At 70.6% G+C, this 12760-nt stretch carries 11 protein-coding genes; 7 read left to right on the top strand and 4 right to left on the bottom strand.

Features of this window, described 5'->3' with window-relative positions; translation table 11 throughout:
* Window positions 1-86: 86 nt before the first annotated feature.
* From ACZ7CH_RS35295 to ACZ7CH_RS35285, 3 genes are all read right to left on the bottom strand, one after another.
* Window positions 87-1400: a LuxR C-terminal-related transcriptional regulator gene (locus tag ACZ7CH_RS35295; protein ID WP_470375922.1), complete on the bottom strand. Its 1314-nt coding sequence runs from the start codon at window positions 1398-1400 to the stop codon at window positions 87-89.
* A gap of 293 nt (window positions 1401-1693) precedes the next feature.
* Entirely contained in the window at window positions 1694-2350 is a 657-nt protein-coding gene (locus ACZ7CH_RS35290; RefSeq protein WP_053738527.1) for a potassium channel family protein, read from the bottom strand.
* The gene (locus ACZ7CH_RS35285; protein WP_360398292.1) at window positions 2350-3012 is read right to left on the bottom strand and encodes a potassium channel family protein; all 663 of its coding nucleotides are present in this window, start codon (window positions 3010-3012) and stop codon (window positions 2350-2352) included. The genes ACZ7CH_RS35290 and ACZ7CH_RS35285 overlap by 1 nt, the downstream gene beginning before the upstream one ends.
* An 82-nt stretch (window positions 3013-3094) precedes the next feature.
* On the opposite strand from ACZ7CH_RS35285, the gene ACZ7CH_RS35280 reads away from it, so the two are divergent.
* The 4 genes from ACZ7CH_RS35280 (at window position 3095) to ACZ7CH_RS35265 (ending at window position 9103) form a co-directional block, all read left to right on the top strand.
* Window positions 3095-5080, top strand: a complete 1986-nt coding sequence (locus tag ACZ7CH_RS35280) for an APC family permease (RefSeq protein ID WP_360398290.1) — start codon at window positions 3095-3097, stop codon at window positions 5078-5080.
* Window positions 5081-5109: 29 nt separating this feature from the next.
* Window positions 5110-6267, top strand: a complete 1158-nt coding sequence (locus ACZ7CH_RS35275) for a class I SAM-dependent RNA methyltransferase (protein WP_458433671.1) — start codon at window positions 5110-5112, stop codon at window positions 6265-6267.
* Between the two features lie 61 nt (window positions 6268-6328).
* Window positions 6329-8242: a 1-deoxy-D-xylulose-5-phosphate synthase gene (dxs, locus tag ACZ7CH_RS35270; RefSeq protein ID WP_470375921.1), complete on the top strand. Its 1914-nt coding sequence runs from the start codon at window positions 6329-6331 to the stop codon at window positions 8240-8242.
* A gap of 219 nt (window positions 8243-8461) precedes the next feature.
* Window positions 8462-9103: an SPFH domain-containing protein gene (locus ACZ7CH_RS35265; protein WP_470375920.1), complete on the top strand. Its 642-nt coding sequence runs from the start codon at window positions 8462-8464 to the stop codon at window positions 9101-9103.
* Here the strand turns inward: ACZ7CH_RS35265 and ACZ7CH_RS35260 are convergent.
* A complete protein-coding gene (locus tag ACZ7CH_RS35260; RefSeq protein WP_470375994.1) occupies window positions 9090-10043 on the bottom strand; it encodes a cytochrome P450 family protein in 954 nt (317 codons plus the stop codon). The two genes, ACZ7CH_RS35265 and ACZ7CH_RS35260, sit on opposite strands and share 14 nt — an antisense overlap.
* A gap of 69 nt (window positions 10044-10112) precedes the next feature.
* Here ACZ7CH_RS35260 and ACZ7CH_RS35255 point away from each other — a divergent pair, with 69 nt between their 5' ends.
* The 3 genes from ACZ7CH_RS35255 to ACZ7CH_RS35245 are packed head-to-tail and all read left to right on the top strand — an operon-like array spanning window position 10113 to window position 12417.
* The gene (locus ACZ7CH_RS35255; RefSeq protein ID WP_360398280.1) at window positions 10113-10556 is read left to right on the top strand and encodes a MarR family winged helix-turn-helix transcriptional regulator; all 444 of its coding nucleotides are present in this window, start codon (window positions 10113-10115) and stop codon (window positions 10554-10556) included.
* 46 nt (window positions 10557-10602) lie between these two features.
* Window positions 10603-11286, top strand: a complete 684-nt coding sequence (locus ACZ7CH_RS35250) for a response regulator transcription factor (RefSeq protein WP_065913330.1) — start codon at window positions 10603-10605, stop codon at window positions 11284-11286.
* A 3-nt stretch (window positions 11287-11289) separates the two neighbouring features.
* On the top strand, window positions 11290-12417 hold the full coding sequence (locus ACZ7CH_RS35245; protein WP_360398277.1) for a sensor histidine kinase: 1128 nt from the start codon (window positions 11290-11292) through the stop codon (window positions 12415-12417).
* Window positions 12418-12760 lie beyond the last annotated feature (343 nt).

The raw sequence follows: 12760 nt of genomic DNA, 5'->3' as shown, positions 1-12760 counted from the left end.
TCTCGACACGGACAGGGCCGGGCCTCCGCGAGGAAGCCCGGCCCTGTCCCGTTCCGCACGAGGCTCGTCGCGGTACCGGCCGCTCGCTAGCACTGGCCGAAGAGCGCGCGCAGCCCGCACCGCCCGGTGACGCCCACCGCCGCGTACGTGGTGTGCAGGTGGTTGTCGACGGTGCGCTTGGCGATGGCCAGGCGGTCGGCGATCTCGGTGTTCGTCAGCCCCGCCACGGCCAGGCGCGCGATCTCCCGCTGGCGGTGGGTGAGGGCGACGAGCGTGCTCGTGACCGCCAGGCCCGGTGTGGTCGCGCCGTCGAACGACTCGGCGAGCGCGGCGGCCTGCCGTTCCAACCGGTCCGCGTCGCGGGGCCGGTCGTGCAGGCGGGACAGGCGGCCGGCCTCGGCGATCGACTCGGCGGCGAACAACGTGGCACCGCACGCCAGGAACGCCGCTGCCACCTCCTCCAGCCCCGCCGGGTCACGCAATGCGCGCGCCTGCGCGTGGGTGGCGTATGCGGTTGTGAGCGGGTCTTTGCGCGACTTCGCCAGTTCCAGCAGACGCGGTGAGGTGTCGGCACCGAACCGTGCGGCGTCGTGCAGCGACACGATTTCCTCGGAATGTGCGCCGTGGGCCCATGCGGCGGCGGCGTTGTCCAACGCTGCCTGCACGGCCTCATCGACCCGTCCCGCACTCGCGAGCACCCACGACCGTGCGCCACCGACGGCGAACCGCGCCACGCGCCAGGCCGGTCGCAACCCGGCCTCGGCACCGGCCAGCGCGCGTTGCGCGCGATCGGTCTGCCCCCGCAGTGCGGCTCCGGTGGCGAACTCGGCCAGCAGCACGACGTCCCACAGCGTCAGCGGTGCGTTCGGCTCGGGAAGGCCTTCGGCGCTGATCCGCACAGCCGCCGCCGCTTGTCCGCGCATGCGCGCGCTCTGGCTCAACAACACCCGCGACGACACCTGGGATGCCGGGCGGTGCCCTTCTTCGGCCAACGTCCGCGTGGCACGTTCCTCGGCCGGCGCCAGGTCACCGGAGAGCAGAAGGCTCGCCGTGCAGACCTCGTCATCGGCTGCGGCCCGCGCGATGGCGTCGGCGTGGTGGCCGCTGAGCCGGTCGGCGACCGCGAGCACCCGCCGGCCGGCCCGTTCGTCCTCGGCGAGCAGCAGCGCGCCAACTAGCCGGAGCACCGGTACCGGTGCGGCCTCCACCGCGAACTCCGCCGCGGTGTGCAGGACCGCGCGTTCCAGCTCCGCGGGCAGTGCCGCCGCTGTCAGCTCGTCCAGCACGGCGACAGCGGCTTCCTCGTCTCCCAGACCGAAGAACAGCTCGGACGCCCGCGTGCGGGCGACCTCGACCCGCCGCGCTTCGTCGCGCCCGACCAGGGGCAACTGATCGCTCACAGCTGGTAAGTGTGCGGATGCGCTCCGCAGATACCGCTCGATCGGTGTGTCCTGCGGTCCGATGCCGACGTCGGGGCCGCATGACACTCCTGAAGCTGGGAACGACCAGCCACAGCGCAGCGGTCGAGATCGCCGGTCCCAACCGGTTTACGGCATCGCGGTGCAGCTATGGGACTGCCATGGCGGCGAAGACCAGCACTGGAACGCACCCTGATATCCGATATCCAGTACATCAGCACGCGATATATCGGATATGAGCTCTAGCTCCGAGCCCATATCCGATATGCGGTATATCAGTAGCCGAGCGCGGACTTGATGTCCTGCTCGACCGCGGCGGTCGTGACGAACAGCAGCTCGTCGCCGCCTTCGAGGGTGTCGTCCGGCTGCGGCACGATGACCCGCCCGCCCCGCAGGATCGTCACCAGCGCGGCGTCACGCGGCAGGGTCAGCTCCGACACCGCGCGCCCGGCGAACGGCGTCGACTCGTCGAGCGTGATCTCCACCAGGTTCGCCTGGCCCTGGCGCAGCGTCAGCAGCCGCACCACGTCGCCGATCGTCACCGACTCCTCGACCATCGCGGCGAGCAACCGCGGCGTCGACACGGCGACGTCGACCCCCCACGACTCGGTGAAGAGCCATTCGTTCGTCGGGTCGTTCACCCGCGCCACCACGCGCCGCACCGCGAACTCGGTCTTCGCGAGCAGCGACACCACCAGGTTGACCTTGTCGTCACCGGTCGCGGCGATCACCACGTCGCACAGCTGCATGCCGGCGTCCTCCAGGGACGACAGCTCGCACGCGTCGGCCTGCACCCACTCGGCCTGCTCCACCGAGTTCGGGTCGAAGTGCGCCCGGTCCCGTTCGATCAGCATGACCTGGTGCCCGTCCTGGACGAGCTCCTGCGCGATGGACCGCCCCACCGCACCCGCACCAGCGATCGCGATCCGCATCAGCTCTCCTCCGGTGCCTGCAGCGCCGCGGCCGCGACGTCGGTGACCGTGCCGGACAACGCCGCCACGTAGATGGTGTCGTCCGCCTGCACCGTGGTCTTCGCGTCGGGCAGCACGCCCGTGCCAAACCGCATGAGGAACGCCACCCGCGCCCCCACCGCGGCCTCCAGCTCGAACACCGGCCGGCCCACCCACCGCTCGTCGACCTCGACCGGCAGCACCGCCACCGTGCCGGACGGGTCGCGCCACGCCGTCGCCGCGCCCTCGGGCAGCAGCATGCGCAGGAACCGGTCGGTGCTCCACGGCACCGTGGCCACCGTCGGGATGCCCAGCCGCTCGTACACCGCGGCCCGCTTGTGGTCGTAGATGCGCGCGACGACGTGCTCCACGCCGAACGTCTCCCGCGCCACCCGCGCCGAGATGATGTTCGAGTTGTCGCCGCTGGAGACCGCCGCGAACGCGCCGGCGCGCTCGACACCCGCCTCGATCAGCACGTTGCGGTCGAACCCGTTCCCGACGACCTGCTGGCCGTGGAAATCCCCGCCCAGCCTGCGGAACGACTGCGCGTCCTTGTCGATCACGGCGACCTGGTGGTCCAGCCGTTCCAGGGCCTTGGCCAGGGACGCCCCCACCCGCCCGCAACCCATGATCACCACGTGCACCGAATGCCTCCTCAGGCGAACTCTGCGCAGAACCTACCGAGCATTAGCCCGTCCCGGTGAGCGGACCCCTTACGCTCTGGCCGTGTCCAAGCTCGCCACCGCTGCCAAACGCCTCCTGGTCGGACGGCCGTTCCGCAGCGATCGCCTCGCTCACACCCTGCTGCCCAAGCGCATCGCCTTGCCGGTCTTCGCCTCCGACGCCATGTCGTCGGTCGCGTACGCGCCGGAGGAGATCTTCCTGATGCTGTCGGTGGCGGGCTTGAGCGCCTATGCGATGGCACCGTGGGTGGGGGTGGCGGTCGTGGTCGTGATGCTGACCGTGGTCGCCAGCTACCGGCAGAACGTGCACGCCTACCCGTCGGGTGGCGGTGACTACGAGGTCGCGACGGTCAACCTGGGCCGCAGGGCGGGGCTGACGGTGGCGAGCGCCCTGCTCGTCGACTACATCCTCACCGTCGCGGTGTCGATCTCGGCGGCGATGGCGAACATCGGCTCGGCGATCCCGTTCGTCGCCACGCACAAGGCCGAGTTCGCGGTCGCGGCCATCGTGCTGCTGACGGCGGTGAACCTGCGCGGCATCCGCGAGTCCGGCAGCGCGTTCGCCGTCCCCGTCTACGCGTTCATGATCGGCGTGTTCGGCCTGATCGGCTACGGGCTGTTCCGCGGCTTCGTCCTGGGCGACGAGATGCGTGCGGAGAGCTCGGGCCTGGAGATCCACGCCGAGTCGGACCACCTGATGGGACTGGCGTTCGTGTTCCTGGTGCTGCGGGCTTTTTCGTCCGGTTGCGCCGCTTTGACCGGTGTCGAGGCGATCAGCAACGGCGTGCCCGCGTTCCGCAAGCCGAAGTCGCGCAACGCCGCGACGACGTTGTTGCTGATGGGCGGCATCTCGGTCGTCATGCTGATGGGCCTGATCATCCTCGCCCAGCTCACCGACGTGCGGATGGCCGAGTCGCCCGCGCAGCAGATCACCAACGCCCCTGAGGGCTACGAGCAGAAGACGATGGTGGCGCAGATCGCGCACGCCGTGTTCGACAGCTTCCCGCCCGGCTTCTACTTCATCGCCGGCGTCACCGCGCTCATCCTGGTGCTCGCCGCGAACACCGCGTTCAACGGCTTCCCGGTGCTCGGCTCGATCCTCGCCCAGGACCGCTACCTGCCCCGCCAGCTGCACACCCGCGGCGACCGGCTGGCGTTCTCCAACGGCATCCTGTTCCTCGCCGGCTTCGCGGTCGTGCTGGTGATCGCGTTCGACGCCGAGGTCACCCGGCTGATCCAGCTCTACATCGTGGGCGTGTTCGTGTCGTTCACGCTCAGCCAGCTCGGCATGATCAAGCACTGGCAGCGGCTGCTCAGGACCGAGACCGACGCCCAGGCACGCACCAGGATGCGCCGCTCCCAGATGATCAACACCTTCGGCCTGGCGCTGACCGCGACCGTGCTGATCATCGTGCTCATCACGAAGTTCACGAAGGGCGCGTGGATCGCCATCGCGGCGATGGCGGCCATCTACGCGTTGATGACCGCGATCCGCAAGCACTACGACACCGTCGCCGAGGAGCTGCGCCAGCAGGAGCGGGTCCGCACGCTGCCGGCCCGCAACCACGCGATGGTCCTGGTGTCCAAACTGCACATGCCGACGCTGCGCGCGCTGTCCTACGCGAAGGCCACCCGCCCGGACGTGCTGGAGGCCGTCACGGTCAACGTCGACGACGGCGACACCCGCAAGCTCGTCGCGGACTGGGAGCGGGAGAACTTCAAGGTCCCGCTGAAGGTCATCGAGTCGCCGTACCGCGAGATCACCAAGCCCGTCCTCGACTACGTGAAGCGGGTCAGGTCGGACAACCCGCGCGATGTCGTTACGGTGTTCATCCCCGAGTACGTGGTCGGCCACTGGTGGGAGCAGCTGCTGCACAACCAGAGCGCGTTGCGGCTCAAGGGAAGGCTGCTTTTCCAGCCGGGAGTGATGGTGACGAGCGTGCCCTGGCAGCTCACGTCGGCGGCCAAGGTCCGCGACAAGGACGTCATCGCGCCCGGCGCTGTCCGGAGGGGACTTGACGACCGGTGAGCTGGGTAGGACGACGTTTCGAGGTAGAGGTGGGGCCCGTCGCGCACGGCGGGCACTTCGTCGCACGGCACGAGGGCCGTGTTCTGTTCGTGCGCCACGCATTGCCCGGTGAGCGCGTTGTCGCCTCCGTGTACGAGGACAACGGCGGGTCGTTCTGCCGTGCGGACGCCGTGGAGGTCCTCCAGGCGTCACCGGACCGCGTCGAGGCCCCGTGTCCGTTCAGCGGGCCGGGGCTGTGCGGCGGCTGCGACTTCCAGCACGTGGCGTGGGACGCGCAACGGGAGCTGAAGGCGCAGGTCGTCCGCGAGCAGCTGAGCCGTCTCGGCAAGATCGAGCGGGACGTGGTCGTGGAGGCGCTGCCGGGCGGGCCGCTGGAGTGGCGGACCCGCATCCGGATGGCCGTCGACGGTGACGGGCGACCCGGTTTCCGCGGCACCCGTTCCCACGATGTGATCCCGGTCGACCACTGTGTGATCAGCCGGCCGGGCATGGTCGAGGCCGTGACCGACCGCAGGTGGCGGGCGCAGGAGCTGACGATCGTCCAAGACGGTGACGGCAACCGCCATGTGGGTGAGGTGCGTGGCCGACACACCGTGCGACGCGCCGGAACCGGTACGGCCGTCGAGACGGCCGCCAGCCGAAAGTGGCGAATTTCCGCCGACGGCTTCTGGCAGGTCCACCCGGCGGCGGCGGACACGTTCGCGACCGTCGTGGGGCAGTGGGCCGCGGCCGAGCCCGGCCAGCGCGCGTGGGACCTCTACGGCGGCGCCGGGCTGTTCGCGTCGGTGCTCGGCCGCCAGGTCGGCGACACCGGGTCCGTGCTGGTCGTGGAGTCCTTCCCGGGCGCGGTCGAGGACGGCAGGCGCAACCTGCGGCGCATGCCCCAGGTCGAGTGGGTCGTGGGCAAGGTCGAACGCCTGGTGACCCGTCCGCTGCCGGTGGAGGACCCGCAGGTCGTGGTCCTCGACCCACCGCGCAAGGGGGCGGGCAAGGTCGTTGTGGCTGAAGTCGCACGGCGCCGTCCGCAGCGGGTGGTCTACGTGGCCTGCGACCCCGCCGCACTGGCACGTGACCTGGCCGAATTCACAGTTCAGGGGTACCGGCTCGACCAGCTGCGGGCCTTCGACGCGTTCCCGATGACCCACCACGTGGAGTGCATCGCCCTGCTCGTACCTGAGACGCGCTGACCATGCGTCTCAGTCGCGTCTCCGTAGACTGAGCCGAAGTCTTCAGGAGTGAGGTGGCGTGGTGACCCTGCTGGAGTCCGTGCACGGACCGGCTGATCTGAAACGGATGGACGAGGCGCAGCTGACGCAGCTGTGCGAGGAGATCCGGCGTTTCCTGGTCGACAAGGTGTCCAAGACGGGCGGGCACCTCGGCCCGAACCTGGGTGTCGTCGAGCTGACCGTGGCACTGCACCGGGTGTTCGACTCGCCGCAGGACCCGATCGTGTTCGACACCGGGCACCAGTCGTACGTCCACAAGATCGTCACCGGCCGGCGCGACGGTTTCGACCGGCTGCGCCAGCAGGGCGGCATGTCGGGCTACCCGTCGCGGTCGGAGTCCGAGCACGACGTGCAGGAGAGCTCGCACGCCTCGACGGCGCTGTCCTACGCGGACGGCCTGGCCAAGGCGAAGCAGATCAACGGCAGCGGCGGTCACGTGGTCGCCGTCGTCGGCGACGGCGCGCTGACCGGCGGCATGTGCTGGGAGGCGCTGAACAACATCGCGGCGGACAAGACGCGCCCGGTCGTGATCGTGGTCAACGACAACGGCCGCTCGTACTCGCCGACGATCGGTGGTCTCGCCGACCACCTGTCGTCGCTGCGGCTGCGCCCCGGCTACGAGCGCGTGCTGGAGAAGGGCAAGAGCGCCCTGCAGCAGACGCCGTTCTTCGGCAAGCCGCTCTACGCCGCCCTGCACGCCGCCAAGCGCGGCATCAAGGACGCGCTGGCGCCGCAGGCGATGTTCGAGGACCTCGGCCTCAAGTACATCGGCCCGGTCGACGGCCACGACCAGGCGACGCTCGAGTCCGCGTTGCAGCGCGCGAAGTCGTTCGGCGGCCCGGTGATCGTGCACGCGGTCACCCGCAAGGGCATGGGCTTCGCGCCGGCCGAGAACCACGAGGCCGACCAGATGCACGCCACCGGGATCATCGACCCGATCACCGGCGAGGACGTGAAGCCGGCCGGCCGGACCTGGACGCACGTGTTCTCCGACGCGCTCGTCGACGTCGGCCGCGAGCGCTCCGACGTCGTGGCGATCACCGCCGCGATGCAGGGGCCCACCGGCCTCGACCCGTTCGCCAAGGCGTTCCCGGAGCGCTTCTTCGACGTCGGCATCGCCGAGCAGCACGCGCTGACCTCCGCCGCCGGCCTCGCCATCGGCGGCCTGCACCCGGTCGTCGCCGTCTACGCCACGTTCCTCAACCGGGCGTTCGACCAGCTGCTCATGGACGTCGCGCTGCACCGGCAGGGCGTCACGGTCGTGCTCGACCGCGCGGGCGTCACCGGCCCGGACGGCGCGTCGCACCACGGCATGTGGGACATGTCGATCCTCGGCGTGATCCCCGGCGTCCACGTGGCGGCGCCGCGCGACGCCGCCTCGCTGGTCGAGGAGCTGCGCGAGGCCGTGGACATCTCCGACGCGCCCACCGTCATCCGCTACCCGAAGGCGTCCGTGGGCAAGGACCTGCCCGCGGTGGAACGCGTGGGCTCGGTCGACGTGCTCCGCCGCTCCGGCAACGACGTGCTGCTGGTCACGGTCGGCGCGCTGGGCGAGCTGGGGCTGGAAGCCGCGCAACGGCTTGAGGACCAGGGCATCGGCGTGACGGTCGTCGACCCGAGGTGGATCTACCCGATGTCGGGCGACCTCGTGGAGCTGGCCGCGGCGCACAAGCTCGTCGTGACAGTCGAGGACGGCGGCCGCCACGGCGGCTTCGGTTCGGCGCTCGCGGCCGCGCTGCGCGACGCCGACGTCGAGGTGCCGTTGCGCGACATCGCCCTGCCGCAGCAGTTCCACGACCACGGCTCGCGCGGCGAGGTGCTGTCGCTGTGCGGCATCACCGCGCAGGACGTGGCGCGCCGCGTCACCGAGTGGGCGGCCCGTCTGGAGTGCCTGCCGGTGGAAATCGACGCGCGGGCGGACAAGCAGGTCGGCTAGCCTCCTCCTCGCGCCCGCTCCCCGGTGGCCCGGCAGGTCTTCCTCGCCCGGGTTCCACGATCGAAGCGGGCACTGGGTGCCTTTGAAGCACCAGGTTCGAATCCTGGAACCACGACCCCGGTCGCACACGGGGGCGTCGGGCCCTGCGCGTCCCTTGTGGACGCCCGCCCGCCGTCCCGCCGGCCGGGGTCGTGGTGTACCCGGACCGAGGGGGGAGAGATGGTGAAGCACACGCTGTACCCGTGGGAGCGGGGTGTCCGGTTCGATCGCGGTGTGCTGGTGGGCGAGGTCGGTCCCGGCCGGCACCGCCTGCCGTGGCGGGCCGCGCTGCACCGCGTCGACGTCCGCCCGCGCACGATGACCCCGGCGGCGCAGGACGTGCCCACCTCCGACGGTGTGCTGGTGCGCGTGACCGTCGTAGTGCGGTGGGCGGTGTCGTCGCCGACGAGGTTCATCGTCGAGTCAGCGTCTCCCGAAGCTGAGCTGTACACGGCCGTGCAGCTGGCGTTGCGCGGTTCGGTGCTCACGCGCGCACATTCGGCGGTGGACCCCGAGCGCGAGACCATCGCGGCCGAGGTCGCCGCCGGTGTCGCCGCACGTGCCGAAGAGCTGGGCATCTCCGTTGCCGAGGTGGCCGTGCGCGACGTCGTGATGCCCGGTGAGCTGCGCCGTGCGGCGCTGGCCGAGCTGGTCGCGGCCGCGGAGGGACGGGCCGCGCTGGAACGGGCGCGCGGGGAGACCGCGGCGCTGCGGTCGTTGCTGAACGCCGCCCGGCTGGCCGAGGAGCACCCGGCGCTGCTGGAGCTGCGGGCGTTGCAGGCGGCGTCGACCGTCGTCGTGGACCGGCCTAGGCGAGCCTGACCGGCAACGAGCGCAGCCGGCCGCCCATGATCCCGACCGGTTCGGTGCGGGTGGGGACGGCGGTCAGCCGCGCGTTCGGGTAGGCGGTCCGGAACGTCTCCGCGAGGGCGCGCAGCTCCAGCTGGGCCAGCTGCGCGCCGATGCAGTAGTGCGGGCCGTGCCCGAACACCAGGTCCGGGACGCGGGTCAGGTCGACCAGCACGGGCGAGCCCGCGGGCACCCTCGTGCCGCCGAGGTCCACCTCGGCCGTGGTGAAGCGCCACAGCGTGTACGGCGCCGGTGGGTGCTCCCGCAACGACTCCCGCACCAGCACGTCCGGCGGCTCGTCGGTAGTGAGCAGGCGGGCGACGAGCGAGCCGGCCGCGAGGTCGGTGGTGATCTGCCCGGCGAACAAGATCGTGAACACCTGGTAGTGCAGGTCCTGCTCGGTCGTGCCGGGCGGCATGCGGAGCTCCGCGGTCGCCTCCGCCGACAGCCGTGCGAAACCGGCCATGGCGGCGGGGACGTGCGCCGGGTAGTCGACCAGCATCAGGCGGCACGACGTCATCGCCGTCTCGACGTGGTGCGCGGGGATGCCGAGCAGCTCGCACAGCACCGCCAGCGGGTACCGCGGCGTGAAGTCCTCGACGAGGTCGACCTCGTCGGGCAGCTCACCGAGCAGCTGCTCCGCGATATATCGCACACGGGGGTAGAACGCGCGCAGCTTCGCGGCGTTGAACAGCGGCGCGAAGGCCTTGCGCAGCTCCGCGTGCGGCTCACCGTCGAGCGTGGTGATCGCGAGCTGTTGCCCGGCTGTCGGTTCGAGGCCCGCCGTCGCGGCGTCCCAGTGCTTCGGCGCGAGCGCGGTGTCCTTGGCGAACCGGCTGTCGGTGAGCACCTCCTTCGCCAGGCCGGGTTCGGTGACGATCCAGACGGGGTGGTCGTACCAAATTTGCTGCATCACGCAGTGACTGTATCGCACAGTAGCTGCGTTGCGCAGTGATTGTGCGGCGCTCGTATGCTCGCGACCATGACGCAGCTGCTGGACGAGGTCCTGCGTGCCGTGGCCAGGTGGCAGATCCCGGTGATCCAGTTCAACGGGATGCTCGCCGAGCGCCTCGGCATGAACTGGACAGACCTCCAGGCGCTGTTCGTGCTGGCCAACGACGGCCCGGCCACTCCGGGCGAGCTCGCCAAGCGGGTCAACCTGACCAGCGGCTCCGCCTCGCGGATGATCGAGCGGCTCGTCCGGGCCGGGTACGTGCGCCGGGTGCCGGACCCGCACGACCGGCGCAAGGTCGTCATCGAACCCGACGACGACGCGGTGCGCCGGGTCGGCGGGCTCTACGACTCGCTGAACGAACGGCACCTGGCCGACCTCGGCTCGTTCGACGAGACCGAGCTGGCCGCGGTGCTGCGGTTCCTGCGGACCGCGGCCGCCCGCACGGAGGAGCAGATCCGACAGGGCCTGTGAAGGTGCCGTTAAGCGCCTTCTCAGGTGTTTGTGGCACCTTTGTGGCGTGCGGATATTGGTAGTCGAGGACGAGGTGCCGCTGGCCGACGCGATCGCTCGCGGCCTGAGGCGCGAGGGCATGGCCGTGGACGTCGCCTACGACGGCGAGACCGGGCACGAGAAGTCGACGGTCACCAGGTACGACGTCGTCGTCCTCGACCGGGACCTGCCCGGCATGTCCGGTGACGAGCTGTGCAAGGAGATCCTCAGCTCCGGCGCGCTGACCAGGGTCATGATGCTGACCGCCAGCGGGTCGATCGAGGACCGCGTGTCCGGGCTCTCGCTGGGCGCCGACGACTACCTCGCCAAGCCCTTCGCGTTCCCCGAGCTCGTCGCACGCGTGCGCGCACTGGCCCGCCGCGCGACGCCGGCGACGCCGCCCGTGCTCTCGGCGCAGGACGTCGAGCTCGACCCCGCACGGCGGACCGTGTCCCGCGGCGGGACGCCGATCGAGCTGACCCGCAAGGAGTTCGGCGTGCTCGAGGTCCTCCTCGCCGCCAAGGGCTCCGTCGTCAGCAGCGAGGAGCTGCTCGAACGCGTCTGGGACGAGAACGCCGACCCGTTCACCACGACCGTGCGCGTCACCGTGATGACGTTGCGCAAGAAGCTGGGCGAGCCGGGCATCATCGACACCGTGGTGGGTTCCGGTTACCGGGTGCCCAGTGCCTCGATCGGGTCTGCAGAGGTCTGACACGTGCGACGGCGCGGGCCGGGGCTGAGGCTCCGGATCACGCTCCTCACCACCGCGCTGGTCGCGGTGGTGAGTGCTGTGCTGCTCGCGCTCGGGTGGGTGCTGGTCGGCCGCGTCTTCGACTCGTCACCGTCGTTCCCCGCAGGCAGTCAAGTCAACGTTGACGGCGTCAACGTCGACGTGACGGTGTTGACGGAGGCGTTGACCACCGCAGCTCGCCAGGACCTCGTGCGGGCGGGGCTGGTGGCGTTCGCGTGCATGGTGCTGGCCGCAGCCGTGCTGGCGTGGACGTTCACCGGCCGGGTGCTCAAGCCCCTGCACGACGTCACCGGAGCCGCACAACGCCTGTCCGCCGAGTCGCTCGGCTCGCGGTTGCGCCTGGAGGGGCCGCGCGACGAGGTCGCGGAGCTCGCGGACACCTTCGACGCGATGCTCGACCGCCTCGAAGCCGCCTTCGACTCCCAGCGCCGGTTCGTCGCGAACGCGTCGCACGAACTGCGCACCCCCCTGTCCGTGGTGCGCACCGAGCTGGACGTGACCCTGTCCGACCCGGACGCCGACGTCGAAGAGCTGCGGCGCATGGCCGGCGTCGTGCGCGCGGCGGGGGAGCGGGCCGAACAACTGGTGTCCGCGCTGCTGTTGCTCGCGCGCACGGACGGCATCGGACTCGCGGTCCGCGAACCCGTCGACCTGTCGGCGTTGGTCGAGTCGGCGTGGAGGGCCGTGCGCGCGGAGGCCGAGGCACGCCATCTGCGCACCGTCTTCCGCTGTGCGCCCGCACTCGCCGTCGGCGACCCGGCACTGCTGGAGCGCATCGCGGGCAACCTGCTGGAGAACGCCGTCCGGCACAACCACGTCAACGGCTGGATCGAGACGACCGTCGAGACCGGCCCGCAGTGGTCGGTGCTGCGGGTGTCGTCGTCAGGTCAGCTCATCGCCCCGGATCGCGTCGAGGAGCTGTTCGAGCCGTTTCGCCGCGGGGTCAAGGACCGGACCAGCCAGTCCGGCACCGGCCTCGGACTGTCGATCGTGCGCGCCGCGGTGGCCGCGCACGGCGGGTTTGTGCAGGCAGTGGCCGTGCCGGCGGGTGGTCTGTCGGTGACCGTGCACCTGCCCAGCGCACCTCGGTGAGGCCAGGTGCAAGATCTTCGACGTGGCCCCGGTCACACTGTGCGTCGATCTTGGGGTGTTTAGGCCGTCCGTGCGGGGCCTGACCTGCGCAGATGTAGTGGCGGACCCCCGATTTGGATGTTGGGAGGCCGCCGTGTAAATTTCTCTCTGCCAGCGCGGAACGGGCCGGGAAACACCGGAACGGAGCGCGGCGAAAGACTTCTAAGCCTGACACAGCCCCGGAAGTGACTCTCCTCGGAGATGAGCTGCGGTGAGCGCGTGTTCTTTGAGAACTCAACAGCGTGCCGATAACACAGCCAGTAATATGAATACTCCTCGTCAGGAGTATTCCTTTGAGTAGCTA

This window comes from Lentzea sp. NPDC037011 (assembly GCF_055607425.1).
The sequence above is the reverse complement of the archived record's forward strand: the minus strand, read 5'-3'. Positions and strand labels throughout refer to the sequence as shown.